We start from the raw sequence: 24,901 nt of genomic DNA, 5'->3' as shown, positions 1-24,901 counted from the left end.
AATGGACGAGAGAGTCCTCCGGGTGAAGTTCGGGGTCAAACAATCGGGTGCGTTTACGACGCCGATTGACTGCATCCCCGGCGTCGACACCGTCGAATTGGACAACGCGATCTACAAGGGGGAGCGACACTGGATCGAGTTCATCACGATCAGCGGCGGGGCAGGTGAGTCGATCCATGACGAACTCGACGAAGTCGGGCACATCGACGTCATTGAACTCTGGAAACTCTCGCCCGCGTCCGAGACGCACCACCTCGTCGGCTTCGTGGAGGAGGAAGATCCTTTCATCCTGACGGCACTAGCGGAAAACGACGCGATTCCGTACCGGCTGGTCGCGGAGAACGGCCGACTGACCATCGTCGCGGTCGTCAGGGACTGGAACCACCTCAAGGACCTCGCCACGAGTATCGAAGACGGGTTCGAGGCGTTCGAACTCCTCGAAACGTCGCCGACGGAGAGCGCGGGCTATCCGCTCGGCCTCGATTCGATGAAACGCGTCTACCGGGGAAAACTCACCGAGAGCCAACTTGAATTGCTGGAGACGGCGTACCGGATGGGCTACTTCGAGGTGCCACAGCGGGCCACGAGCGAGGACGTCGCGGCGGAGCTGGGCATCAGCCAGCCGTCGTTCAGCGAGCAACTCCGCCGGACTGAGAGCAGCATGTTCGGCCTCCTCTTCGGAGAGTCAATCGACCAGTGAGACCATGTTCCAGCGTGTTCAGCGGTTGTAGCAGCCGTCACTGATACTCGGCGACTGTCGTGATCTCTCTGTCGCGCCGGTACCGAACGACTGTAATAAACGACCGATATATATGGCCTAATATAGTGGGAATACCTAACATGCGTGTTATCAACATTCAGGTGTATGCATGGATGCTAATGACCAGTTCGTGTCGGAAGTACCGACGTTGAACGCGCTTTTAGAACGCGCGTGTCGGAAGTACGGTGACGATCCCTTGGCGACGTTCGACGACGAGTCCATCAGCTACAGGGAGGCGTGGGATCGCGCCGGCGCGCTCGCAAATGCTCTCGCCGAGCGCGGGATCGAGAAGGGCGATCGTGTCGGTCTCATGATGTCGAACCAACTGGGCTACGTGCTGGCCGACCTCGCCTGTGTCCGCGGCGGGTACGCGAAGGTCGCGATGAACGACATGCTGACCGAAGACGAGTACGAACACATCATCTCGGACTCGGGGGCGCGAGCGGTCGTCGTCGGCGAGGAGTTCACGGAGACGATCGGGGGGCTGGCTGAGGAGATTCCGTCGCTCGAGGAAGTCGTCGTACTGGGCCAGGAGGCACCGGACGGGATGGCCGCGTCTGAGCGGCTCGTCGAGGCACACGCGGGGACCGCCCCCGACGTGGAAGTCGACCCAGATGATATCGCGCTCTTCCAGTACACCGGCGGGACGACCGGGAAGCCGAAGGGAGCCAAACACACCCACTACAGCCTTGCGACTGATCTCCTCGCCCACGTCATCGAGTTGGACATCAATCCCGACGAGCGGATGCTCCTGATGACGCCGCTGCCCCATTCGGCGGGGTACGCCCTCTCGGCAGGGATGATACGCGGCGCACACGCGACCATCACGCAGGGGTTCGACGCAGAGGATTTCCTGCGACACCTCGAGGAGGAAGAGATCACGTGGTCGTGGATGGTCCCGACGATGATTTATCGCGTGCTGGATCACGACCGCCTCGAGTCGACTGACGTGTCCTCGCTCGAGACGCTCGTCTACGGCGCCGCGCCGATCGCACGCGAGCGACTCGAGGAGGCACTCGACGTCTTCGGACAGGTTTTCGTCCAGTTGTACGGACAAAGCGAGGTTCCGAACGTCGGGACGACGCTCCCTAAGACGGACCACACGGTCGACGCCGGGCAGAAACTCGACTCCTGCGGACAGCCGACCGTGATGGTCGACGTCCAGATCGCGCCGATCGACGACAAGGCAGACACTGGACCGCTTCCGCCAGGCGAAGAGGGGGAGATCCTCCTGCGGGCACCGTACCGAATGGTCGGCTATCACGAACTGCCCGAGAAGACAGAAGAGACGCTCGTCGACGGCTGGGTCAGGACCGGCGACGTCGGGAAGATGGACGAGGACGGCTACGTCTACATCCTCGACCGGGACAGCGACATGATCGTCACCGGCGGGATGAACGTCTACACGACCAATGTGGAAGACGAACTGATCAAACATCCCGACGTCAACGACGTTGCGGTCATCGGCGTCCCTCACGACGACTGGGGCGAAGCCGTCCACGCCGTCGTCGTCACCGAGGGCGACAGCGACGTTACCGAATCGGACGTCAACTCATTCGCGGACGAGCGGCTTGCAGACTACAAGAAACCGAAGAGCGTCGAGTTCGTGGACGAACTACCGACCACACCCTACGGAAAGGTCGACAAGAAGGCGCTCCGCGAGCCGTACTGGGAAGAAGAAACACGACAGATTGCTTAACATTGAGCTCAATAATGGAAACGACGATCGACATCGACACTGGCGGAACGTTCACCGACGGGACCGTTCGTCGCGGCGACGAGGTGTGGACGCTCAAGACCTCGACGACGCCGCACGACCTGACTGTCTGTTTCTCAGAAATAATCGAGCAGGCCGCCGACCTGTTCGTGGAGGATCTCCGGAAGTTCCTCACGACGGTCGACTGCATTCGGTACTCGACGACGATCGGCACGAACGCGGTGATCGAACGGGAGGGAGCGAACGTCGGGGCACTGGCACCAGATGAACTACTCAGAGCTGTCGAAGACCGGGACGAGAGTCTCCTCCAGGACATCCTGGCACAGGGGGCGAGACGGGAGTTAGCGACCGCGTCAGACACGCGGGAAATCTCCCAGCGATACGGCGAACTCGCCGAGGAGTTGAGCGACAACATCGTGGTCGGGATGCACTCTCTCGACGACGAGCGCGCGGTTCGGACCGCCCTCCTCGAAGAACAGCCCCGTCATTATCTCGGGAGTGTCCCGCTACACCTCTCGCACGAATTGACGAGCGACACGGACGACGAGCGCCGACTCGTGACGACGTTGGTCGACGCGTACCTCAACCCGTCCGTCGGGAAGTTCCTCTACAAGGCCGAGGACTTCCTCCGAAACCAGGGCTACGAGAACCCACTCCTGATCTTCTGTAACGACGGCACGTCGAACCGCGTCGCCAAGACGACCGCAATCCGCACCTACAACTCCGGGCCGTCCGCGGGGCTTCAGGGCGCGGCGGAGATCGCGTCGCTCTACGAAGCACCCGACGCCGTCGCGCTGGACATCGGCGGGACGAGCGCCGATGTCGCCCTCATCCACGACGGCGACATCGCACAGGACGAGTTCGGAACCGTCGACGATGTCGAACTGTCATTCCCGATGCGGAAGCTCCACCCGGTCGGCGGGGGTGGCGGGACGGTCGCCAAAGTCGAGGATGGCGACCTGCAACTCGGGCCCGAGAGCGCGGGCGCAAACCCCGGCCCGGCCTGCTACGGTCTCGGGGGCCGGCGGGCGACGGTCACCGACGCCGATGTCGTCTCGGAGATTATGTCCCCGGGCTTTTTCGCAGGGGAGGAAATCTCGCTGGACGCCGACCGCGCGCATGCGGTCATTGAAGAGAACGTTGCCGACCCTCTCGGCGTCCCGCCCGAGGAGGCGGCGTTCATGATCCGGAACCGCCTCGAAGCCCAGATCGGCGATTTCATCGTCGACAAACTCGACGACGCGGGCGTCTCGCGGGAGGACGCATCCCTCGTTGTCTACGGGGGCGCGGGGCCGACACACGCTTGCGGGGTCGCACAGTCGGCCGGCATCGATCGCATTGTCGTGCCCTCCTATCCGTCGGTGTTCAGCGCCCACAGCGTCGGGTTCAGCGACGTCGTCCACGACTACCACGTCAGCGCTGCGGATCGATCCGATCTGGACGACCTCGACGAGGAGATCGGGCGATTGCGTCAGCGTGCACGCCGCGACATGGAGGGCGAGGGATTCGAGGACGACGAGGCCGACTTCGTCTGGACAATCACCGGCGTGACGGGTAACGAGGCGACGTCACACGTCGAGGTCAGTCCCGGCGACGCGGAGACGAAAATGGAGAACTACCTCGACGAGTACGACCAGGTCACGCTCCGACTGCGAGCGCGTGCACACCTTCCGACCCACTCCTTCAGCCCGCGCTTTGAGGACGGCTCGGGGATCGATCCGGCCGACGAGGCGACGATCCGCTGGCAGACGACAGAAGGACCGGTATCCGACGTGACCCCCCTCTACGACTACCGGGACGTCACCAGCCAGGTTACCGTCGACGGCCCCGCCGTCCTCCGGGACACGTCCACGACGTACGCGATCCCACCCGACTGGAGTGCTACAGTGAACGAATTCGGACACATGATCATCACGATGGAGGAATCATAATGGCTCAAAGCGAATCAGAATCAGAGACGAACGCTGATGGCATCGAAGCCGACGTCGGCGTCGAGGACGAAGCGGTCGTCCCCGTGACGCCGTACCTCGGCATCGACCTGGATGCCGAACAGTGGGTCTGCCGGCGCTGTGCCGAAACGCTCGAGGACGCGACGGAGAACTTCAAACACGGGCTCCTCGTCAACGAACGGGACCCGGAGGAGATCCACCGACCGCTCATCGGCGACGAGTACCAGTACACCTACACACCGGACTCGGACTGGTGTCGCATCCTCGAGTACTACTGTCCCGGCTGTGGCGTCCAGGTCGAGACGGAGTACCTGCCGCCGGGCCACCCGCCGGAAAACGAGATCCAGCCGGACCTGGACTGGCTCCGGAACCGATACCTGGAGGGAGAAGAATGAAACGCGTCAGCGTCGACATCGGTGGCACGTTCACCGACTGCGTCGTCGCGTGGGGTGACGACCGCGTCGAGACGAAGGCTCCGACTACCCATCACGACCTCACTGAGGGGTTCATGAACGCGCTCGAAGCCGCGGCCGAGCGACTCGGGGTCGGCGTGGAGACGGTCCTCGGGGAGGTCGACTCCGTTCGGTACGGGACGACTCTGGGGACGAACGCGCTCATCGAGCGCTCCGGCGAGCGGGTCGGGTTGATCACGACCGAGGGTCACGAGGACGCGATCCAGATCGGTCGGGGCCGACAGTACGGTGACGGCCTCCCGATCGAGGACCAGAACGATATCCCGGGCGCGGACCGGCCCGAGCCGATCGTGCCAGCAGAGCATCGCTACGGCCTCCGGGAACGCGTCGACTACAAGGGTGACGCGCTGATGGAACCGAGCCGCGAGGAGATCCGGGAAATCGTCAACGACCTCGTCGACGACGGTGTTCGCGCCATCGCTGTAGTCCTCCTGAACAGTACTGCTAACCCGGCACACGAACTCCTCGTCGAGGAGGTCATCCAGGAGGAGTACCCGAGCAATGTGCTCGGATCGACACCCGTGGTTCTCTCTCACCGGGTAACGGGGAAAAACGGCGAGTACATGCGGAGCAACGCGACGGTCATCAACGCCTACCTCCACCGCACCATGCGGGAGGGGCTCCAGGACATGCAGTCCGTGCTCCGCGAGAACGGCTACGAGAAGCCGCTCCAGTTGGTCCACAACACCTCTGGCATGGCACAACTGGGGAAGACCTACGCCATCCAGACGATGCACGCCGGGCCGGTTGCTGGGCTCGGAGCCGCCCAACAACTGGCCGAAGAACTCGAAGACGAGAACCTGATCACCACCGACATGGGCGGCACGAGCTTCGACATCGGGGCCGTCACGGAGGGCGAGGTCTCGCTGTACGAGTACGAGCCGATCATCGACCGGTGGCTGATCAACATCCCGATGGTCTATATGAAGACCATCGGCGCCGGTGGCGGCTCCGTCCTCAGCTACGACAACGCGGAGGACGTCGTCAGCGTGGGCCCCGAAAGCGCTGGCTCTGACCCAGGCCCAGCCTGCTACAACCGCGGCGGTCGCCGCGCGACGGTTACCGACGTCGACGTTGTCCTCGGATACATTAACCCCGACTACTTCTGGGGCGGAGAACTCGATCTTGAGCGCCGACTCGCCGAACGGGCCGTCCGCCGCGACCTCGCGGACCCGATGGACGTAAGCGTCGAGGAGGCGGCCGCGACCGCACGGCAAATCGTCGACACGAAGGCGGCCCAGACCATGTTCAACGAGATCTCGCTCAAAGGGTACGACCCGCGGAACTTCTCGGTACTGTCTTACGGCGGTGCCGGTCCGACCCACGCCTGCGGGTACGCCGAGGAACTCGACATCCAACAGGTGATCATCCCGCCATTCAGCCCCGTCCTGTCGGCCGCCGGCGCCGGCAACCTCGACCAGATGCACATGTACGAGCAATCGGTGTACATGAACATCTTCGACGGCGAGGCCCAGTCGTACTTCGACGACTACGACCGGTTCAACTCGATCGTCGAGGAACTCAAGACGGAGGGGAGGCAGGATCTCATCGACGAAGGGTACGCTCCCGACAGGGTCGAACACACTGTCGAGGTCGACATGCACTACGGCGTCCAGCTACAGACGACGACGACCGAAGTGCCGGTTGACACGCTCAGTAGCAAGGAGGACCTGCTGAGACTGATCAAGCAGTTCCGCGACTCCTACGGCGAGAACTTCGGCGAGGAGGCACACATGCCGTCCTCGGACGTCAACCTGCGGACGGTCCGAGTCCAGTCCCACGTCGAGCAACCCCGACTGGAGTACACTGGTGAGAGCAGCACTGCCGTCGCTGACGGCGGCGCCGAGTCGCCGGCGTCGACGCGATCGCGGGAGTGCTACTTCGACGGCGAGTTCGTCGAGACGCCGGTGTATCGCTTCTCCGAATTCGACCGTGGCACCATCGAGGGTCCTGCGATCGTCGAGCACCCGGAAACCAGTATCGTCGTCAACGACGGGTGGGAGTTCGAGCGGACACGCCACGACGTCACCTACCTTCGACAGCAATGATCGAAACGACAACCAGCCCGCTACGACACCCGACACAATCCGACACCTGATACCAATGAACGAGAACGACACCGACCCGACCGACTCCGAGCGAACCGAACCGGACGGCGGCGTTGCCGAAACGACCCCCCCGTCGGAAAAATCGAGCGAGCAGAGCCTCGAAGAAGAGATGACGGAGTTCCTCGAAGGCGAGGAAATGTTCGAGGGGCCCGACCTCGATATCATGGAGGACCACTCCATGGAACCCCGGACGGACTTAGAGGAGGCCGCGATGGAGGAGGTCGCCAACGACGACGTGACGAGGATGATCGTCCAGAATCGCCTCCAGGCGACGGCAAACGAGGCCCGGGAGATGGTGATGCACATTGCCTCGTCGCCGGGCGCCAAGTGGGGTGACCTCATCAACGGTATCTTTACGCGCGAGGGCGACATGGCCGTCGCGTCGTCCAGCGGCGTCCTGCTGTTCATCGCCCTCCAGTCACAGCCGATCAAACACATCATGAAGAAGTGGCGGGAGGACCCGGACTACGAGATCAACGAGGGGGACATCTTCCACCACAACGACGCCCGGTATGGAAACGTCCACAACACCGACCAGAGCACGTTCCTCCCCATCTTCGACGACGACGAACTCATCGCGTGGGCCAGTTGCGTCATCCACGAGGGGGAGAACGGCTCGACCGAACCAGGCGGGATGCCGGGCGACGCAGAGAGTCCCTACGACGAGGGGCTCAAGGTCCAGCCGATGAAGATTGGTACGGACTACGAACTCGATGAAGAACTCCTGACGTTCTTCCAGAACTCGGTCCGGGACAAGAAACTGGTCAAGAACGACCACCGCGCTCGCCTGGCGTCGACCAGACGGATGGTCGAACGCGTCGAGGACGCGGTCGACCAGTATGGCTCGAAGTACGTTGTCGGGGCATTGCGGCACTCGCTGGAGTCGACCGAGGCCGAGATGCGAAACCGCATCGAGTCCATCCCCGACGGAACGTATCGACAGACGACCTTCGCGGACAACACGCTGAAGGACGATTGTCTCATCAAGGTTCCCTGCGAAATAACGATCGACGGCGACGAACTGACCGCCGACTACCGTGGATCGGCCCCCGAGTTCGACGACCGGGCAAACAATACGATCCTCTCGTCGCTCAAGGGAATGTTGATCCCGGTCTTCCTCAACTTCATTTGGCCCGACCTGCCCCGGAACCAGGCCATCTTCGAGCCAGTTTCGATCGAGGCTGACCGCGGGTCGACGCTCCACTGCACGCGGGAAGTACCCAACGCTCAGAGCATGATGACGTTTTTCCCCTCGTTCTCGGCGATGGAACAGGGGATGATGAAGGCGATGTACCCCGACTTCGTGCAGGACAACGAGTCCGAAGCGACCGACATCCACGCCAACCAGTGGAACATGATTAACGGCTGGACCTATGGCGGATTCACCCAACACGATGATTTCGTCGGGAACATCGTGACCGACATCAACACCATGCCCGGCGGGGCCCGGTGGAACCGCGACGGCCTCCACTCCCAGGCGGCGGTCTTCTGTGCCATGGGCGACATGGGAGAGACCGAACACTACGAAGAGGAGTACCCGTTCGTGGCCCTCACTCGGACACGGCTAATGAAGGACCTACAGGGCTTCGGGCGGTATCGTGGTGGCCACGGCCACCAGCAAGTGTTCACACACAAGGACACGCCGGCATGGGCCTGGCTGGCTACCGGAATCGGATCCCGGTTCCCGTCGGTCAACGGCCTCTACGGCGGCTACGCGTCTCCGTCCATTCCCTGCGGCCGCATCAAGGGCACTAACGTCTTCGACGAAATGGACGAGAACCCGGAGGAACTGGAGTACGACATCTCCGAGTTGATGAAAAAGAAACCGCTCGACGGCGAGTACTCTACCTGGGATCTGGGACTCCAGCAGGAGTTCGCCGAGGAGGGCGAGGTTTACTGGCTCTCACACGGCGCCGGTGGCGGCCTCGGCGACCCGCTCGAACGCGATCCCGAGTCGGTGATCGAAGAGTATGACGACGAGCTCATCTCGGAGTGGGTCCTGGAAAACATCTACCACGTCTCGTTCGACGAGGAAACGATGTTGGTCGACGAAGAGGAAACCGAAGAGCGTCGAGCGGAACAGCGAGAGCAACGGCTTGAGGAGGGTGTTCCCTTCGACGAGTTCGTCGACGACTGGGAAACCGAGACGCCGCCCGAGGACATCCCCTTCTTCGGGCACTGGAACGATAAAGAGGAGATCTACGCCGGGACGCCCGAAGCCGTCATGACGCCGGAGACGCTCCAGCCGGTGCCGATGAACCTCTTCCGCGCCCAGAACCCGCACCTCTTCGACACGCCGATCTATCCGCCGAAACCCGAGTGCAAGGCCGACATCGAGGACGACTGACCCAGGCCAGGGGGAGCCTTTATCTCCCGTTCACACACAGACCGTCTCATGAATCTCAGTGCTATCGACGAAAATTACGTGCACGTGCCGCTGTTCGAAGCCTACGCCGCGCGAATCAGCGACGAGATGCCCGAGCCGAAGTGGAGTGATCCGATCGGGTGGTCGGCGGCGATCAGGCAGACCGCCGACCTCGTCTCGCCTGACCTGATCGCGGTCTCCAGCCGGGAGGTGCTCGAACAGGACCTCGAGGCGGCGACGACGGGCCCGATTACCGACGTCGACTTCTCCGATTCACTCGGCGAGCCGACGGACGCGTTCGTCGAGACTGTGAACATAACAGCGGACGTCCGCGACGAACCACTCCTCTCGCTCGTGCCGGACCCAGTCACTCTCTGCGTGGATTGCTTCGGCGACGAGTGGCTCGACCTGTTGGAGGATGACGAGTTCGCCGCTCTTGATACGCTCCATCACGTGAGCCAGTTGTTGACCGACCTGCTCCGGGCACAGGGCGGGTCGGTGGCGGGAATCGTCCTGGACTACCGCGGACTCGAGGCTGCACGCGACCGCGGCCTCCGACTCGACGACGCGCTCCTCGAGGCGGGAGCCATATTCAACGTCGCGGACCACCACGAACTGACCGTGGTCGGTCGACTCCCACGGGACCTCCAGGAATCAGCAGACCGAATCGCGGAGGACGTAGACGTGTTGGTCTTCGATGTCGTGCCGCGCGGCGACCTCACCACCCTGGACGTTCCCGTTCCGACCGGCGGCGGCTTCCCCGAATCGATCTGGGACCGCGACGAGGCGGTCTTCCGTGACGAACTCACTACGTACCTCGACGCACTCCCCGACTCGTTCGTTTTGATGCCCTCGCTCCCGGCCGCAGTCGACCCCGAACGAGTACAACTCTACCGGGACATTGTCACGGATCGCTGACGTCGCAACGTCCGCGTTCACGGTTTATCATCGTGAGTCGCAATGGTATCGCTCAGCAGTCGCCGGTGTACCTGCCGGTCGTCGAACCCGAGACAGGAGAAGACGTTCGTCATCAGCGTAGCCCGGTAGAGCGGGACGAGCGCTGGGTCACTCTCCCTGAGCGTAGATTCGATCCGGCGACCGACCTCGATCGCCGCTTCACACCGCGGATGGTGCGGATAGAAGTCCGCGGTGAAAAATGCATAGAAGAACTCTGGGAGCGGGTCTCGGGACTTCTGCTGGTAGAACTCGCTGAGTTCGTCCTCCGACCAGTCCTCGAAGTACCTGCCGATATTCACGTACTCGAGTTGCTGGACGATCCGGCTCTCGACATTCAGATCCTGGAGCGGGAGTCCCTGGGCCTCGAGTTCTGACTCGAACGCCGACTGCAACTGGCTACGGCTCTCACACTCAGCCTGGAGTTCCTCAATCCGTTCGGCCCCGATCTCGAGAAGAACGTCGAACCGGTCTTCCCGTTCTTCGAGGAACTGCTCTGTACAGCAGTCGGGATACCCGAACAGCTCGCTTTTCGCACGGATCTCGGCGAGTCTGTGTTCCGCAGTGCGCTCGGTCGGATACCTCCCGTCGCGGAGCGATCGGAGGGCTTTCTCCTTTGCCTCCCGGATCGCCTCGAGTTCGGCCGGTGGCTCTTCGGTAGTGAAGAGATACGCCTCGATCTTCCAGCGGGGGGAGAAGTCGGCGTGGATTGCGGACTCGAACGTGGTGTCTCGATACGGGGCCGCGACGAGCTCTGTACTGAATCCCGACAGTGCCGGATCGAGGACCTCTGTCCAGAGTTTGCCCGCGAAGAAGGCCTCAACGTCGTCGACATGGGCCAACAGTCGGTCGTTTTCCTCGCTGGCGGATTCGGTACCCTCGTGGCAGTGCGGGGAACTACCTTCGGCCCGGAACGCGTCCATCAGGTCCGGGAACGCAGCCTCGCTGAAGGGGATCATTACGCAGGGACGCACGTGGAGGTTGCACAGCTGATCGCCGACGAGTTCGGGATAGGGGTACGATTCGGTCAGCAGGGTCTCGACGCCGTGAACAGTCATACGTGATTGGATTGTCGGTGGCCGCAGTCGGGTCGTCGTCGGACGGTGTTCACTCGACCGGCTCGAACACGGGAGCGGGGCGGCCGTCGGGTGTGACGATGTCGCCAAACCGGACGCGGTCGCCGATCTCGACGGACCCGTCGATCTGCGCAGTGAGGAGCGTCCCGTCGAGGTCGACGATCGCGATTTGGTACGAGTCGTCGAACCCGGCCGGCGTCACGTTGATCGTCGTCTCGCTGTACACGTCGCCGGTCGTCGGCAAGGCGATGCCCTCAAGTTGCTCGTTTCCACACTCGCCACACCGCCGTTTCGGCGTCGCTGTGGTCCACCCGCAGGATTCGCACTCGGTGCCCAGGAGGACGCCCTCCTCTAGCAACTCGCGCCAGTCGTCGTACTCGGGCGGCCCCTGAACATCCGCCACGGGAGACAGTCGTTCTTCGCTCATCGTGCGGCCTCCATGACCGTAACCACGGCCGTAGCCGTGTCGCCACCGAGATTGTGTGCGATCCCCTTGTCCGCGCCAGCGACCTGTCGATCGCCCGCGCTGCCGCGGAGTTGCTCGGTCAACTCAACGATCTGTGCCGTCCCGGTCGCGCCGATCGGGTGCCCTTTGGCTTTCAGCCCCCCACTCGGGTTGACAGGCATCTCGCCCGAGAGGTACGTGTCGCCACGCATCGCGGCCGCCCCTCCCTCGCCCTCCGGAACGAGGCCGAGCGCTTCGATCGCGATGACCTCCGCCCCGGTGAAACAGTCGTGGACTTCGGCGAAGTCAACGTCGTCGGGCGAGATGTCCGCCTGCGCATAGGCCTCGTTCGCGGCCTCTTTTGCTGCCGTCGTTTCGACCGGCGCGGCCTTGTCCGCAATCGGCACGGCGTCCGTCCGGTGACCGATCCCTGAAACGGCAACTGGGTCGCCGTCGTACGTTTCGGCTACGTCCTCGGAGACGACGACGACCGCGGACGCGCCGTCCGAGAACGGACAGCAGTCCATGAGGTGGAACGGATCCGCGACGACGGGACTATCGAGAACCTCGGCTACGTCCGCCTCGCGGCCGAAGTGTGCCCTCGGATTGTACTGTCCGTGTGCGTGGTTCTTGACGGCGACTTCGGCGAGTTGTTCCTCAGTGGTCCCGTACTCGTGCATGTGCCGCTTCGTCAGGAGCGCGAACACGCCGGGGAACGTCAGTCCCGTCGGCTGTTCGTACTCGCGGTGCGACGCGCTCGCGAACGTCCGGGTCATCGCCTCCGTGTCCAGCCCGGTCTCGGCCGTACACCGCTCGACGCCCCCGACCAGGACCACATCGTGCACGCCAGCCTCGACGGACTGGACGGCGTGTTTGAAAGCGTTCGACGACGTCGCACAGGCATCCTCGAACCGCTGGCAAGGAATTCCCTGAAGCCCGAGATGGCTCGCTAGCTTCGGAGCCAGATGGGTGTCGTTCTCCGTGATGCCGCCCATCGCGTTACCGAAGTAGAGTCCCTCGATTTCATCGCCGTCGACACCGGCGTCGTGTATCGCCGATAGCGCGGCGTCCGCGAAGAGTTCCTCCAGTGGCTCGTCGTGGACTCCAAACTGGGTCATGCCGGCACCGACCACACATGCACGTGCCATGGTATCACGTATACTCCGGTCGCCGTGTTGAAGCTACCGCTTCCATCGAATCAGCCGGGAACCGACTGAAACCAATCCGCAGCGTGCTCGTCTCGTCGGGACGGTGTTCTTCTTGGAGGTAACTGCGGTGGTCTTGGAAGACCTCGCACAACAGGTCTCGACCGGTTTCTTCTGCGTACTCCATCAACCATCAGCGGAAACTAGTGAACGTCTTCGCACAGATATTGTCACCGAGCGTCTCTTTACCCAGCGCGTTTCTCTGGTGGTGGCCGTACAAGGAGTTCGTCAATATGGTTCGAAGGGCCGCGTGGACGGCCCTCGCGGTGCGTCGGACCGTCCCCACGAACCGACCACCTGAGGACCGGTTCCACCGACGAGAGCTCCGGAACACGTTCCGGTCACGGGTAGTTAGATCAGTATAGAGTGAACACTCATCTGTTAACAGCATCATAAATATAAATTGCAATTCCTTGCTAAAATAATAATGGACAAACAGTTTGAGGCGTTGACGAATATTCATCGCCGGCGGTTGCTCGTCGCCTTACTCAACCACAATTCACAGCGAGACAGTATAATCGTTCCAGAGGACATTCATGAGGGAGAGAAGACGTTAGAGAAGCTTCAAACAAAACTCTATCACTGGCATCTTCCCGTATTGGAAGAAGCGGGATTCATTCGCTGGAATCAAGATACTCATGAGGTAGTGAAAGGGCCGAAGTTCGACGATATCCGGCCACTTCTTGAGCTGTTACAGGACCATGCCGATGAGCTCCCCGACGACTGGCTGTAATTGCCCAGACCGCAAATCCACTGAACAGTTGGTTCGCTGACTTCAGCGTGAAAAATACGCGGACCGTGCTGAATGCACCCTCTATATCCAACAGCTGGTGAATCATCCGGTCTGGCAGCTATCGGACTCAAATCGGTGAACGAACCGTCCGTTCAGTACCCACGATGAAACCTGATAGATAGTAGACTGTCTTCATCGGTGGTGGACCTGCCGAAGAGCGTCTGCTGTGGCTCTCCCGGAGATGCGGATTTACTTCTGGGCCGTCGCCAGGTCACTCCAGCCCATCAGCGCCTGGAGTGAGACTGGCGCGACTCCCTGGTGGGCGTGGTAGCTGGCAGCGGTCGCGCGGAGACAATCCGGATACACCCGGCCGTCGATGTCTGCGGCCTCGGCGGCAGCCGTCACGCGTCTGTTGACAGCGGTGCGGGACCGTGGAAATGCGTCGTACTGGTCGGTGAACCGTTCCAGACACAACTCCACACGGAGCAGAGATCAACGGGAATCAACCGAGCAGAGGCGACCGTCTTCGGGTGCCAGCGAGCCTCCATTGCTTCTTCCTGCGTGAGGTCCTCATCGTGCGTCGTCTCCTGGGAGGCTTGCCGGCGACAGTAGCCACACTCGCAGGATTCATGTTGTGGAATGCGGAGTAACATCCGATCCCAATCGGGCCACTCGGCGCGGAAGTGTGCAATCTCACCAGCACCCAATCCAAGTCGGCCAGCAGCCAGACAGACGAACCGCGCCTGCAAGTCACGCGGCTCGGGAGGGAACGACACGCTTCCAGCAGTAATTCGAACTCCCGGTCGGTGAGGACATCCTCGTGTGTGGCGCGTGGTCAGTGATTGTCGATGCTGCTTTGCCCATTCGTTCGACTCATGGTAATCGTCCGTGATACACTACGAGAACGCCGCACGCTGTAATTGAACGACAATATATTTTGACCAGTCAAATTAGTGACCGATTAATATAGAGGTTGTATGCAGCAATTAAACCGATATCGATTCACCGGGTATGTGGCACGATTGGAAAAAGTCAGGAGAGTAACTCGAATGCACGGCAGGGGTCGTGCCCATGATGGCTCCCGGGAACGGCCCGAGATACTGGTACTGGTCGGTCACCTGCCGGAGCGAGGCGTGACGGCAGTCGTCGTCAACCAGCACGGGTTCGACCTGAGAGACCGTAGCGTCTGCGCCCCGGAGCACGTCGAGCAGCGCCTCCTCCTGTTCGAGTTGCCCGTCGTCTTTGAGGACCCGGTCTGCGAAAATTGCGTCGCCAGTAGCGGCGAACACGAATCTATCCGCTGGCATCTGTCGCTTTCGGCAACGGCGTGGAGATACATAGCATCTTTCAACGGCATCACCAGCCTGCATCCCGAGGCTTGGGCAGTCGCCAGCGGACGACTGCGGAGAACACACTCCTGATGTGTTAAACCCCTCGAGCATACTCCACAGAACCGCTACCCAGTGTCCACCCAATGGTAGACATGTGATGTCCGGCAGGAAGTCTACCCAACCTGACCCCCGACGCATCGACACGGAATCGGAACCCGCGGCTAGCGCCCACCTCACAAGCGAGGTGACCGAGGCATGAGGGCTGTCCGCTATCACGAGTACGGCGGTGGCGACGTCCTCGGCGTCGACGAGGTGGACCGGCCCAGTCCGGACGCCGACGAAGTGCTCGTCGAGATGCGCGCCGCGAGCGTCAACCCGGTCGACGTCATGTTCCGCTCCGGCGAGTATGGTGACGTCCCGCTCCCCTCCATTCCCGGCGGCGACGGTGCCGGTGTCGTCGCCGAAGTCGGAGAGGGTGTCGAACGGTTCGCGGTCGGTGACCGCGTCTTCGCCTCCGGGATGGACCGCGCCGAGGGCGGGACCTGCGCAGAGTACGCGGCGATTACGGAGACGAAACTGGCACACCTTCCCGAGGACGTTTCCTTCGAGGGCGGTGCCGCCATCGCGAACGTGGGCGCGACCGCCTGGACCGCACTCGAGGAGGTCGCTGGTATCCAAGCCGGTGATCGGGTGCTGATCCACGGCGGTGCAGGCGGCGTCGGTCACGCCGCTGTCCAGATTGCCAGTGCCAGTGGGGCCGAGGTGATCGCCACGGCTGGCTCCGAGACTGCCCGCGAGCGCGTCCGGGAACTCGGTGCCGACACGGTGCTGGACTACGACAGCGACACGCTGGCCGAAGACGTGCTGGCCGCGAGCGACGGCGAGAGCGTCGAGACCGTCCTCGACCACCGCCTCCAGGCGTACCTCGAACTCGACCTCGAAGTCCTTACCGAGAACGGCCAGCTGGTCTGTCTCATGGGCAACATTCCGGACGCGAGCGGCGTCCCGTTCTATACTAAGGAGATCACCGTCCAGGCACTCAGGATGGACAACCATCCTGTCAGAGCGCCAAAACTACGTCGGCTCGTCCGACTCATGGAGCGTGACGAACTGACGCCGGTGGTCGCCGACACCTACGACTTCGAGGACATCGCACAGGCACAGCAGGACGTTCTCGTCGGTGGCTACGTCGGAAAACTGGTCGTCACGCCGTAGTGCGTCCCCGAGACTAATTCAGAGAGTGATGTCGTCGGCGTCCAGACCTGCCCGGACGAGTTTCGCCTCGCCTTTCTGGAGGTGCTGACTCGCCGTGTTGGGCGCACAGCCCAGTTCGTCGGCCACGTCCTCGTGCGTGGCGCCCCTAGGCGTGTCGTAGTACCCCAGTTCAAGTGCCGTCTCGAGTGCCTCGCGCTGGCGCTCACTCAGCGCGGAGGATGGGTCGGCACGCCTCCCGGGGAACTGCCGGATCTCGTCGATCTGGACGTCCACAGCAGTGGGCGTCTCGTCGATGGTCGCCTGGAGGATATCCGGGTCGCCGATGATGTGGCCGGTGATCCGGCCGTCGCGGTAGACCAGCGGTCTACGAACTACAAGTCCGGCGCGGTCGATCGCTCGTGCGGAGCCCCCGAAGATGGGAACGTCCTCGTCACGAAGCTCGAGGATGGCATATGAGACGGAGCCCTCGGTTGCGGTGTGGGTCACCGACTCGACGCCGGCGGTGTCGGTTGCCAGATCCACGAACGTCTCACCGTCACCGTCGATAGCGTACAGGTGCGTCGAGGTCGCGGTCGCGCCCCGGTTCCAGTCAACGGCTCGCGCTTCGACCACGTCCGGCGAATCCAGCAGATACGCCAGAAACTGCGGGGATCGGTCGAGGTCCGGCCGCACCGTGATCCGGATACGCTTCATGCTTGCTGGTGGTTGCTGATCCGACATAAAATCCGCACGTAACTTAGTCAGGACCTCTGGTAGCCGTGGATCGGGTCAGTTTGCTGGTTCCACCAGCCTCGAAACGAGTGTATAGTCGTACCGGGCTCCCTCCGGCGCGGCCGTTACGTCGAATTCTACGTGGTACTGGTCGGCGGGCCGTCCGTCGACGACGTTGGCGCGGTGACCACCGGTCCCTCTGATTGCGGCAGTCTCATCGTCGGCAGTTGTCACAGTCACGTCGGTGACGACCAAGGCGTGACCAGCGGCAAACGAACCTGGGGCGGTGATCGGTCCCAGCGAGGAATGCGACTCGATCTCGGTGAGATCGCGTGTGATCGTCTCTGACCGGTAGCAAGCGTTACTCTCCGGTGTCGGAATCGGGGTGATCGTCGGCTTATACGGTCCTTCGTAGGTGTCTCGCAAACACGCCGATATCTCGTCCGCCTCGGTGACGAAGATGATTTGAAACATCATGCTCACAGACTGGAGCGCATCGGGCACTGAACCGGGCAGGACAACGTACTCGACGGAAACGTCGGACGACGCGTTCGTTCCAGTAGTGGTACTGGGAGACGGTCCTTCGCCAGTACTCCCCCCAGTCGGCGTTCCCCTGTCGTCGTCAACACTCGACTGACAGCCAGTTAGACCGGCGACGCACGTACTGCATGCTGCGAGGAGTGTTCGACGCTTCATACGAAGGTTTTCCGTGGCTACTGGAAAGTATCTTCAGAAAACTTCGAAACCCGTTTGAGTTTCTCCTATCAGTCCTCTCCTTCCGGAACGTCTGCAAGTCCTATCTTTTCGAGTGATATCCTGATCACTGTTCGGTGCCAAACTGACCAGCACCGGAAACCGAGAGGTTCCGGACGCGGAACGCGCCATTCCGGTAACACCATTCCAGTAGCACCACGTGAGGTTACCACTACAGTTGAGGTGTCACGTATGGTTTCCGTGGGTCGTTGCCGTATGCGGGTCGTCGGTCAGCAGTACCCGATCACCCTGAGATCGACAGACGGATCCTCGAAAAAACGACTGCCGAATTTCAGCCAGAGAAACGCGGTTACGTGGCTTATGACTGACCGAATCGTACGCACAGGTAGCGATACGCGTGGCCCGAAGAGACGTGCGCGGACTGCTGGGTGACACCGCGTCCGCTCTGACCAGCAGTGCCGAGGGAGAAACCAGTACTCCAACGTGGACACTCGACCAACGATGACGGACCTCCTGATTCGTGATGCGATCGTCGTCACGGTGAATCGAGACCACCAGATACTGACGAATGGCACCATCCGGGTCGAGGACGGGGTCATCAGGTCGGTCGAACCGACCGAGGCCGCCGATCGGAACGCATCGGCCGATTACGTGATCGATGCCGAGGGCAAGGTCGTGCTGCCGGGCCTCGTCGATGCGCACCGACACACGGATTTCACGCTCGTGCAGGGCCTGTTCAGTGAACTCGGCGGCGAGGAACTGCTCAAGGAGGCCCTGTCGCTGTACCAAACCGCCGAGACGAGACTCGGGGAGTCGTTTTTCGAGGCTGCCTGGGACCTCGCCTGCCTGCGGCAACTCACCCACGGCGTCACGACCGTCAACGCGATGGATTTCACACCAGCACTCGGCGCGGAGGCCATCGGGGACGCCGGCCTGCGCGCGGTGATCGGGCCGGAACTCGCGGACTTTCTCAACTCCGACCCGCCAGAGGCACAACTCGCGGCCGCTCGCGACTTCATCGAGACGTATCACGGGGCGTACGACGGGCGCGTCTGGGCGAGTATCGCGCCGGGCGGTGAAGCCGGCTGCTCGCGACGGCTCTGGGAAGGCGTCGCGGAACTTCGGGCGGAGTACCCCGATTTGCGACTGCACACGCATCTGTACGACTCTCCAGCGGCCGACACGATGGCGGCTGGCAGCGGCGCCAGCGACCCGCTCGCCCTCCTCGACCAGCTGGACCTCCTCGACGACCGCACGCTCCTGACGCACTTCCTTCACGCGGATCGGTCGGATGCACAACGGGTCGCTGACGCGGGCGCGCACGTGCTGCACTGCCCGACCGTCTACAGCTACTTCCAGGCCGGAAAGCGAGCGTGGTTCCCGCTCCCGGCGCTCCAGGAGTTCGGCGTGAACATTGCAATCGGCCTCGATGACCCGTTCTGGTTCGATTCCTGGGACCTCCTCCAGGAGGCCAGGCACGCGCGGCTGCTCTCGAACTACGAGTACGGCGCCCAGCAGTGGTCATCGTACGACCTCCTGCGGATGCTCACCATCGACGCTGCCCGCGCACTCGGCATGGACGACCAGCTCGGCAGTCTCGAACCGGACAAGCGGGCCGATCTCCTGATCGTCGACGTTGACACCGCACGCCACCGGCCGTTCAGTAACCTCCCCTCGCTGCTCACGAACACGGTCACGGCGGGTGACATCGAGACCGTCGTCGTCGACGGGGAGGTGCTCATGGAGGAGCACGAGGTACTGTCGATGGATGTGGACCGGGTCCAGGACGATGCAACCCGAGAGCGAGACCGCTTGCAGACCGAAACCGGTTGGGAGACCTCGCTGACCGGTAGCTCCCCGCCGGAGTCGTCGCTGCTCCGGCGTGTCGCTGGCCGACCACTCCTCCGCGCAGCGAAACAGTACGGCCGCGGGGTCGTCAGCGAACACCTCGGGTAGTCACAACCGCGCACGGATGGAGGGGCCGACGCCCCGGAGTGCCTGCCGGGCGTACCGGGCCATCACGACTGGGGAGAGCAGCCGCCACGGGGAAGTCTCCGGTGGGGAAACGCTGCCGAGCGTCGCCTGCCAGCCGGTCTTGTCGAGAAATCGGTCGAACTCGCGGCGGGCAGCCGCAGTGATCGCCGACGGGTAGACACTCCGGACCGTCCCCCCGTGAACCAGCACGTCACCATCCACGACGACGGTTTCGACATCGCCAGCAGTGACGGTGTTGACGATCCCTGCGGAGAGGTTGTACAGCGGCTGGTGGGTCGCTGACTCGACGTCAAGCAGGATGAAGTCGGCACGTTTGCCAGCTTCGAGGCTCCCGATTCGATCGTCGAGCCCGAGTGCCGTCGCGCCCTCGATGGTGAGCTTCCGGAGAAGGTCACGTGAGTGGTACTGGTGAGCGCCGTATTCGTAGTTGGCAAGCAACCGTGCCCGACTAGCTTCCCGGAACAGGTCCCAGGTGCCGAACCAGCCCGGGTCGGCCAGCCCCAGTCCGATCGAAACGCCGGCATCGCGCAACGCACCGAGGGGATACCAGTCGCGCTGCTCGGCCCGGTAGTAACTGAAGATACTCGCACAGTGGGCGACGCTCGCACCGCCCTCGGCGATCCGTCCCACGTCCTCGGTGTCCGCGTGGGTGCAATGTGCGAGTACCGTCCGCTCGTCGAGCAGTCACATCTCGGCGAGCGTGTCGAGGCGATCCTTCCCCAGGGTTCCTCGGGCGACGACGCCAAGGGGAAGATCGTCATCACCGGTGGCAAAGATCCCGGCGATGCGCATCAGGCTCTGGATACTGTCCGTGAGGAATTGGATGCACTCGGATTGCTGGGCTGAAAAAATTTCACCTGGTAGTCTCTTGTGACGTTTTGAGAGCCCATCGACGGCGTCGACAAGTTGTAATCGTGGAACGCTACCGACTGCGTGGACAGGGCTGACGAACCGGAGAGGCCGACTCCATAGTAGCCATCGGGACAGTCGGCGCGACGGTCACTCGTGCCCGACGAGAAACTGTTCGAGAACGCGGGCTGTCCCGCGGCGGATGGTTTCGCTCGCCGTCGATTTATCCACGTCTAGCACGTCGGCCAGTTCCGCCAGCGTACAGTCCCGTGGCACGTCGAAGTAGCCACGGCGCTGTGCGACGGTCAGACACTCGCGCTGGCGCTCGGTCAGCAGCGACTCCTCGTCGTCGGTGTGGATGACCGTCAGGAGTTCGTACTGGAGGCCGGTGGCGTCGAGTACCTCGCCGAACGCCTCGAACTGGGCCTGTGTCGCGGTCAGGTCGAACTCCATCGCGCCGTTCGCGACATCCAGCGGGAACTCCGGGGGCAGCGACGACTCCCAGAGGAACTGATAGAGGCGCTGTTCTTCGGCCTCGTACTGGGTGATGGCCCGCTGGTCGTCGGCGAGCAGTCGGTCGTAGGCGACGATGTCGGGATGGTCCCGGAGTGCAGCGGCCGCGAGTTCGGGATCGTCGGCCAGGATTTCGCCCAGTTCGATCGCCCGGTCACCTTTCGGGACGCCAGTGAGCAGTCGGAACGTCGCATCCGGAAACGACGTGGACACCTCTGCAACCCAGATATCCTCGGGCAGCGTCATCCGGAAGCGTGCGCGAAGCAAGGCTCTCTCCCCGTCCGGACTGGTTTCTGCTGAACCCACAACAGGTTGTGGGTCAGTCTCGGCCAGGTGCCGGGCCAGTCAGTCTCATCCGTGGGGGCCGCCGAGAAAGAGGACCCAGTGTGGGACAATTTAGTCACTTCCCGGATTCGGAGTAGCGGTCGACGCCTGGACATCGGCCGTCGTGACACGGACCACGCAGTAGCCGAGGAACCCGACTGGTCCCAGCAAGAGTGTCACGACCAGCAGCGGGGAAACGACGAGCCACGGGAGTCCACGGCGGCGTGCGTCGCGGTAGATCCACCGGCCCATGAAGAGGTCGAACCCGAGGAAGTGGGCCCAGGCGAGGGTAGTACCGGCGGCCGTCACGAGGAGTGACTGCATCCCAGCGAGCGACGGTGAGAGGACGCCGCTCACGACGGATCCGAACTGGGGCACGAGGACGAGCAGGTACAGGAGGGCTGCGGGAACGGCGAGCAGCGGCGAGGCGACGACTCGCTCGGTTACGCGCCAGGTCGGCGCGAGGATCATCAGCCCCCAGAATGGTGCCACGAAAAGAAAGCTTCCGGCGAAGATGCTCGCCATCGACGGGACGGGAACCGATGTCACGAGGGGATTCCCGAGCAGCGCCCAGACGAAGGTACCACCCACGAGACTGCTGTAGCAGATTGCGACGAGACCGACGACGCCGAGCGACTGGCGCGTCGACAGGGCGTCCCAGCGTGCCGCGACGTAGCCAGTCAGCGGGAGGACCTGCAACGCGTGGAGGCCGATGAAGTGTGCGATACGGAGGTCACCGCCGGTGAGACTCCAGTTCAACAGCGGGAGGCCGGGTCCGCCGGCGGATGCCCCGACGCTGTGGGAGCCGTGGGCGACCATCAGCCCGCCCTCGAAACTCGCGAGGACGAACAGGAACAGTCCGGTCCAGATACCCCACAGGTAGGCGGACGCAAGGTCTGGCGGGTCTCGGACGATGCGCCACAGGACATAGGCCACGGCAAGTGTGCTGATGGTGATGGTTGTGCCCATGACGGCGAAGATCCCGGTGTCGAGAGCGGTGGCCTTGTTGAAGTGAGACTGCACGCCGCGAGCAGCCTGGGTCGAGATGAGGGTAATCTCGACGAACATAGCCGCGCCGATGATTCTGGTCGCGAGGCGCTCGACGCGGTCGGACAGCGCCAGCGAGGGCAACAGCCAGCCCATCGTCGCCGTGAAGATGGCGATAGAGGTAGCGAACTTCCAGGGTTTGGTCCAGACGTTGCGGCCGAGGATGGTTCGCCCGTCGAGTTGCATCAACACGGTGAACACCACCGCGAGGACGAGGTTCAGGACCGCGACCGCGAACAGCTCGCGACTCCGCCGCCGGAGTTCTGTCGCCAGTTCCGATCCGGTTCTGATCGGTGATTCGAGATGTGCGTTCATTCTCAATGCCCCCGTTTCGTCGGTTCCACGATGCCGAAACCACCGGCCTGCAGTCCGACTGTGGCGGTGACCTCCCGCAAGAGCACGGGCAACCACCGGGTGACCTGTCTGGCCATCGAGTACGCGTCGCTCACGATTGTACCTCCAGTGGCCTCGGATTCCCGTTCGAGCCTGTCCTGTACTCCGGTCGGGGACACAGTCGGCGTCGCATCACACACAGATATGGGTGTGACTCCGAGGAGTGGATTTGTCCAACATGTTGGGCTCGGTGACCCTGCCATCCCTACTGATTTAGTGTTCATTGGCACATTTACACCCATGCTCGTCGCAGGCAGTGACGACGGCGTGTACCGATTGCACGGCGTCCGCGAACCGGGTGACCTCGACGTATGGAAGGTTCTGAATTCGGGACGAGTTAGACGCGTGCGGGCGTTCGAGGGCATCGACGGTGTGTTCGCGGCGACCGAGACCGGGTTGTATCACTCGCCGAATGGACGGGAGTGGATAGATCTGGACGCACCCCAGACCAAAGTGTATGCAGTGGGTGCGAGTCCGGACGGGAACCGACTGTACGCCGGGACGCGTCCCGCAAACGCCTACGTGGCCGAGTGGTCCGGTGGCGAGATCGACTACGGGCTCGCGTGGCGTGAACTCGACGGCTTTCAGGACCTGCCGTCACGCGACGAGTGGCGGCTCCCGCGTCACGAGAACCTCGCACAGGTCCGAGACGTCCACGTCACGTCGACTGCCCCCGACAGAGTGTACGTGGGGGTCGAGGTCGGTGGCGTCCATCACAGTCCCGACGGCGGCGACACTTGGACCGAACGCAGGAACGGCGTGCACGATGACATCCACGAACTGCGGGTGATCGGGTCGGACGAACTCGTCGCGGCGACGGGGTTCGGCCTCTTTCACTCTGCGGACGCTGGGCAATCCTGGACACGGCTGGACGAGGGGTACGACCAGCGGTACTTCCGGGCGGCGGTCGCCATCGAGGATGCCATCTACGCCGCCGGCGCGCTTGCGAACTCTTCGACGTGGAATGACGACGACACCGACCCGGAACTGTTCGTCACCCGGGACCGCGAGACGGTCGAGCCGGTCACCCACCCACGTCCCGACGAGATGGTCACCGGGATGGAAGCCGTCGACGGGACCCTGTTCGCGGCGACACATCACGGAACTCTACTCGTCAAGGATGACGAGTGGACCGTCACGGGTTCGTTCCCCGTTCCCGGTGACGTGACGGGTCGGTACACGCCGTTGCTGTGGCGAGAAGCGTAACGTCCCCGCAGCGATAGCCAGTCGCCGGCGTCTGGACACATTTTGCTCTCTCTGGCGATGAACCAGTAACCTATCGGCGAACCGGCATCGACGTATTCTCCGTCCTATTCCTCCGCGAAGTAACTGGTGAAAAAGCCGGAGAGGAACGCCGATACTGCGACTGCCAGCAGCATCTCTTGCATACTGTACCCCTCGTCGTCGCTGTCAGCCATTGCGACCGTCACGACGACGCTGATGAGCAGGGAGATGATTCCGTTGAGCGTGTGTTTCGTGAAACCCATGTCGATCAGGTCTCACCGGGAGTGTATATGTGATGGCCTGCGGGTAGTTCACTGTCACGTCCAGTTTGGGATACAGACGCTAACTCCCGGTAATCTGACCTTGGTTTCGGGGCTTGCTGGGCCGATCTTCATCTATTCTTCTCGAACGATAGCGACGTACCGCTTCAGGAACGTGGTATCGTCAGTCGTCCCCGCGCCAGCCTCAACGAGCGTGGCCTCCAGTTCGTTCCGCGGCTGGTGACTGTACTCCTTGTGACAGGGTTTGCAAAGAAACTCGAACTGCTTGTCCTCGCGCTCGAAACGGTTCCCGTGTTTGTCGTACTCGCGTGCGTCCGTCCGTGGCACGTCCGTCCCGCAGGCGATGCAGCACACCGTCTCGTCCGAATCCGTATGCCATCTGTTGCGTGTGCTCATATCCGCGCTTCGTTCTGTCAGTCAAAAATTCCGACTGCAATGTTTCTCTGACAGAGACACTGCATGGAGCGTTTTGAATTCAACGGTCACACACCCCCACATGTTCAATCACGAAATGCGGCA

General features: G+C 62.5%; 24 protein-coding genes and 1 pseudogene. 12 read left to right on the top strand and 13 right to left on the bottom strand.

Annotated features, from left to right (window positions below):
* The first annotated feature begins 1 nt into the window (after position 1).
* The 7 genes from MUG96_RS19395 (at position 2) to MUG96_RS19365 (ending at position 10,290) form a co-directional block, all read left to right on the top strand.
* Entirely contained in the window at positions 2-700 is a 699-nt protein-coding gene (locus MUG96_RS19395) for a helix-turn-helix domain-containing protein (protein ID WP_246989262.1), read from the top strand.
* Positions 701-869: 169 nt separating this feature from the next.
* Entirely contained in the window at positions 870-2,459 is a 1,590-nt protein-coding gene (locus MUG96_RS19390) for an AMP-binding protein (protein ID WP_246989260.1), read from the top strand.
* Positions 2,460-2,473: 14 nt separating this feature from the next.
* Complete coding sequence (locus tag MUG96_RS19385) at positions 2,474-4,408, top strand: hydantoinase/oxoprolinase family protein (RefSeq protein WP_246989258.1); 1,935 nt, start codon at positions 2,474-2,476, stop codon at positions 4,406-4,408.
* Positions 4,408-4,821: an acetone carboxylase subunit gamma gene (locus MUG96_RS19380; protein WP_246989256.1), complete on the top strand. Its 414-nt coding sequence runs from the start codon at positions 4,408-4,410 to the stop codon at positions 4,819-4,821. Before MUG96_RS19385 ends, MUG96_RS19380 begins: the two co-directional genes overlap by 1 nt.
* Positions 4,818-6,947 carry a hydantoinase/oxoprolinase family protein gene (locus MUG96_RS19375; RefSeq protein WP_246989254.1) on the top strand — a complete coding sequence of 710 codons (2,130 nt, stop codon included), beginning with the start codon at positions 4,818-4,820 and terminating at the stop codon, positions 6,945-6,947. The genes MUG96_RS19380 and MUG96_RS19375 overlap by 4 nt, the downstream gene beginning before the upstream one ends.
* Positions 6,948-7,002: 55 nt before the next feature.
* On the top strand, positions 7,003-9,354 hold the full coding sequence (locus MUG96_RS19370; protein WP_246989253.1) for a hydantoinase B/oxoprolinase family protein: 2,352 nt from the start codon (positions 7,003-7,005) through the stop codon (positions 9,352-9,354).
* Between the two features lie 48 nt (positions 9,355-9,402).
* A complete protein-coding gene (locus tag MUG96_RS19365; RefSeq protein WP_246989252.1) occupies positions 9,403-10,290 on the top strand; it encodes a hypothetical protein in 888 nt (295 codons plus the stop codon).
* A gap of 17 nt (positions 10,291-10,307) precedes the next feature.
* On the opposite strand, the gene MUG96_RS19360 is transcribed toward MUG96_RS19365, so the two are convergent.
* From MUG96_RS19360 to MUG96_RS19350, 3 genes are read right to left on the bottom strand one after another with little or no spacing between them, the layout of a single operon-like run.
* Positions 10,308-11,384, bottom strand: a complete 1,077-nt coding sequence (locus MUG96_RS19360) for a hypothetical protein (RefSeq protein WP_246989251.1) — start codon at positions 11,382-11,384, stop codon at positions 10,308-10,310.
* A gap of 49 nt (positions 11,385-11,433) precedes the next feature.
* Positions 11,434-11,829: a Zn-ribbon domain-containing OB-fold protein gene (locus MUG96_RS19355; RefSeq protein ID WP_246989250.1), complete on the bottom strand. Its 396-nt coding sequence runs from the start codon at positions 11,827-11,829 to the stop codon at positions 11,434-11,436.
* Positions 11,826-12,995, bottom strand: a complete 1,170-nt coding sequence (locus MUG96_RS19350) for a thiolase domain-containing protein (RefSeq protein ID WP_246989249.1) — start codon at positions 12,993-12,995, stop codon at positions 11,826-11,828. The genes MUG96_RS19355 and MUG96_RS19350 overlap by 4 nt, the downstream gene beginning before the upstream one ends.
* 484 nt (positions 12,996-13,479) lie before the next feature.
* Between MUG96_RS19350 and MUG96_RS19345 the strand changes: the two genes are divergently transcribed.
* Entirely contained in the window at positions 13,480-13,785 is a 306-nt protein-coding gene (locus tag MUG96_RS19345) for a DUF7344 domain-containing protein (RefSeq protein ID WP_246989248.1), read from the top strand.
* A 249-nt stretch (positions 13,786-14,034) separates the two neighbouring features.
* Here the strand turns inward: MUG96_RS19345 and MUG96_RS19340 are convergent, their stop codons facing one another.
* On the bottom strand, positions 14,035-14,265 hold the full coding sequence (locus MUG96_RS19340) for a tyrosine-type recombinase/integrase (RefSeq protein WP_256465451.1): 231 nt from the start codon (positions 14,263-14,265) through the stop codon (positions 14,035-14,037).
* Positions 14,266-14,771: 506 nt separating this feature from the next.
* A complete protein-coding gene (locus MUG96_RS19335) occupies positions 14,772-15,092 on the bottom strand; it encodes a hypothetical protein (protein ID WP_246989246.1) in 321 nt (106 codons plus the stop codon).
* 279 nt (positions 15,093-15,371) lie between these two features.
* On the opposite strand from MUG96_RS19335, the gene MUG96_RS19330 reads away from it, so the two are divergent.
* The gene (locus MUG96_RS19330; protein WP_246989244.1) at positions 15,372-16,331 is read left to right on the top strand and encodes an NADPH:quinone reductase; all 960 of its coding nucleotides are present in this window, start codon (positions 15,372-15,374) and stop codon (positions 16,329-16,331) included.
* Positions 16,332-16,349: 18 nt separating this feature from the next.
* On the opposite strand, the gene MUG96_RS19325 is transcribed toward MUG96_RS19330, so the two are convergent.
* Positions 16,350-17,024: a helix-turn-helix domain-containing protein gene (locus MUG96_RS19325; RefSeq protein ID WP_246989242.1), complete on the bottom strand. Its 675-nt coding sequence runs from the start codon at positions 17,022-17,024 to the stop codon at positions 16,350-16,352.
* Between the two features lie 75 nt (positions 17,025-17,099).
* Positions 17,100-17,738: a hypothetical protein gene (locus MUG96_RS19320; protein WP_246989240.1), complete on the bottom strand. Its 639-nt coding sequence runs from the start codon at positions 17,736-17,738 to the stop codon at positions 17,100-17,102.
* A 519-nt stretch (positions 17,739-18,257) separates the two neighbouring features.
* On the opposite strand from MUG96_RS19320, the gene MUG96_RS19315 reads away from it, so the two are divergent.
* Positions 18,258-19,712: an amidohydrolase family protein gene (locus MUG96_RS19315; RefSeq protein ID WP_246989238.1), complete on the top strand. Its 1,455-nt coding sequence runs from the start codon at positions 18,258-18,260 to the stop codon at positions 19,710-19,712.
* Here MUG96_RS19315 and MUG96_RS19310 read toward each other — a convergent pair whose 3' ends face one another.
* A complete protein-coding gene (locus tag MUG96_RS19310) occupies positions 19,713-20,381 on the bottom strand; it encodes an amidohydrolase family protein (protein ID WP_246989236.1) in 669 nt (222 codons plus the stop codon).
* Between the two features lie 117 nt (positions 20,382-20,498).
* Between MUG96_RS19310 and MUG96_RS24290 the strand changes: the two are divergent.
* Positions 20,499-20,597 (top strand): annotated as a pseudogene (locus tag MUG96_RS24290) (TATA-box-binding protein); the annotation flags it as partial.
* A gap of 153 nt (positions 20,598-20,750) precedes the next feature.
* Here the strand turns inward: MUG96_RS24290 and MUG96_RS19300 are convergent.
* From MUG96_RS19300 to MUG96_RS24190, 3 genes are all read right to left on the bottom strand, one after another.
* On the bottom strand, positions 20,751-21,359 hold the full coding sequence (locus MUG96_RS19300; RefSeq protein ID WP_246989232.1) for a helix-turn-helix domain-containing protein: 609 nt from the start codon (positions 21,357-21,359) through the stop codon (positions 20,751-20,753).
* 150 nt (positions 21,360-21,509) lie between these two features.
* Positions 21,510-22,799, bottom strand: coding sequence for an ABA4-like family protein (locus MUG96_RS19295; RefSeq protein ID WP_246989230.1), 1,290 nt, complete (start codon positions 22,797-22,799; stop codon positions 21,510-21,512).
* 2 nt (positions 22,800-22,801) lie between these two features.
* Positions 22,802-22,933 carry a hypothetical protein gene (locus MUG96_RS24190; RefSeq protein ID WP_256465450.1) on the bottom strand — a complete coding sequence of 44 codons (132 nt, stop codon included), beginning with the start codon at positions 22,931-22,933 and terminating at the stop codon, positions 22,802-22,804.
* Between the two features lie 184 nt (positions 22,934-23,117).
* Here MUG96_RS24190 and MUG96_RS19290 point away from each other — a divergent pair, with 184 nt between their 5' ends.
* A complete protein-coding gene (locus tag MUG96_RS19290) occupies positions 23,118-24,083 on the top strand; it encodes a WD40/YVTN/BNR-like repeat-containing protein (RefSeq protein ID WP_246989228.1) in 966 nt (321 codons plus the stop codon).
* A gap of 104 nt (positions 24,084-24,187) precedes the next feature.
* Here MUG96_RS19290 and MUG96_RS19285 read toward each other — a convergent pair whose 3' ends face one another.
* Both MUG96_RS19285 and MUG96_RS19280 read right to left on the bottom strand, forming a co-directional pair.
* Entirely contained in the window at positions 24,188-24,364 is a 177-nt protein-coding gene (locus MUG96_RS19285) for a hypothetical protein (RefSeq protein WP_246989226.1), read from the bottom strand.
* Positions 24,365-24,496: 132 nt separating this feature from the next.
* Positions 24,497-24,778, bottom strand: a complete 282-nt coding sequence (locus MUG96_RS19280) for a DUF7562 family protein (protein WP_246989224.1) — start codon at positions 24,776-24,778, stop codon at positions 24,497-24,499.
* Positions 24,779-24,901 lie beyond the last annotated feature (123 nt).

The organism is Halorientalis marina (genome assembly GCF_023028345.1).
Lineage (GTDB): Archaea > Halobacteriota > Halobacteria > Halobacteriales > Haloarculaceae > Halorientalis > Halorientalis marina.
The sequence above is the reverse complement of the archived record's forward strand: the minus strand, read 5'-3'. Positions and strand labels throughout refer to the sequence as shown.

Excerpts from the sequence above, each read along its gene's own strand:
- MUG96_RS19395 (WP_246989262.1), top strand. The coding sequence starts at position 2 with ATGGACGAGAGAGTCCTCCGGGTGAAGTTCGGGGTCAAACAATCGGGT.
- MUG96_RS19390 (WP_246989260.1), top strand. The coding sequence starts at position 870 with ATGGATGCTAATGACCAGTTCGTGTCGGAAGTACCGACGTTGAACGCG.
- MUG96_RS19385 (WP_246989258.1), top strand. The coding sequence starts at position 2,474 with ATGGAAACGACGATCGACATCGACACTGGCGGAACGTTCACCGACGGG.
- MUG96_RS19380 (WP_246989256.1), top strand. The coding sequence starts at position 4,408 with ATGGCTCAAAGCGAATCAGAATCAGAGACGAACGCTGATGGCATCGAA.
- MUG96_RS19375 (WP_246989254.1), top strand. The coding sequence starts at position 4,818 with ATGAAACGCGTCAGCGTCGACATCGGTGGCACGTTCACCGACTGCGTC.
- MUG96_RS19370 (WP_246989253.1), top strand. The coding sequence starts at position 7,003 with ATGAACGAGAACGACACCGACCCGACCGACTCCGAGCGAACCGAACCG.
- MUG96_RS19365 (WP_246989252.1), top strand. The coding sequence starts at position 9,403 with ATGAATCTCAGTGCTATCGACGAAAATTACGTGCACGTGCCGCTGTTC.
- MUG96_RS19360 (WP_246989251.1), bottom strand. The coding sequence starts at position 11,384 with ATGACTGTTCACGGCGTCGAGACCCTGCTGACCGAATCGTACCCCTAT.
- MUG96_RS19355 (WP_246989250.1), bottom strand. The coding sequence starts at position 11,829 with ATGAGCGAAGAACGACTGTCTCCCGTGGCGGATGTTCAGGGGCCGCCC.
- MUG96_RS19350 (WP_246989249.1), bottom strand. The coding sequence starts at position 12,995 with ATGGCACGTGCATGTGTGGTCGGTGCCGGCATGACCCAGTTTGGAGTC.
- MUG96_RS19345 (WP_246989248.1), top strand. The coding sequence starts at position 13,480 with ATGGACAAACAGTTTGAGGCGTTGACGAATATTCATCGCCGGCGGTTG.
- MUG96_RS19335 (WP_246989246.1), bottom strand. The coding sequence starts at position 15,092 with ATGCCAGCGGATAGATTCGTGTTCGCCGCTACTGGCGACGCAATTTTC.
- MUG96_RS19330 (WP_246989244.1), top strand. The coding sequence starts at position 15,372 with ATGAGGGCTGTCCGCTATCACGAGTACGGCGGTGGCGACGTCCTCGGC.
- MUG96_RS19325 (WP_246989242.1), bottom strand. The coding sequence starts at position 17,024 with ATGAAGCGTATCCGGATCACGGTGCGGCCGGACCTCGACCGATCCCCG.
- MUG96_RS19320 (WP_246989240.1), bottom strand. The coding sequence starts at position 17,738 with ATGAAGCGTCGAACACTCCTCGCAGCATGCAGTACGTGCGTCGCCGGT.
- MUG96_RS19315 (WP_246989238.1), top strand. The coding sequence starts at position 18,258 with ATGACGGACCTCCTGATTCGTGATGCGATCGTCGTCACGGTGAATCGA.
- MUG96_RS19300 (WP_246989232.1), bottom strand. The coding sequence starts at position 21,359 with ATGACGCTGCCCGAGGATATCTGGGTTGCAGAGGTGTCCACGTCGTTT.
- MUG96_RS19295 (WP_246989230.1), bottom strand. The coding sequence starts at position 22,799 with ATGAACGCACATCTCGAATCACCGATCAGAACCGGATCGGAACTGGCG.
- MUG96_RS19290 (WP_246989228.1), top strand. The coding sequence starts at position 23,118 with ATGCTCGTCGCAGGCAGTGACGACGGCGTGTACCGATTGCACGGCGTC.
- MUG96_RS19285 (WP_246989226.1), bottom strand. The coding sequence starts at position 24,364 with ATGGGTTTCACGAAACACACGCTCAACGGAATCATCTCCCTGCTCATC.
- MUG96_RS19280 (WP_246989224.1), bottom strand. The coding sequence starts at position 24,778 with ATGAGCACACGCAACAGATGGCATACGGATTCGGACGAGACGGTGTGC.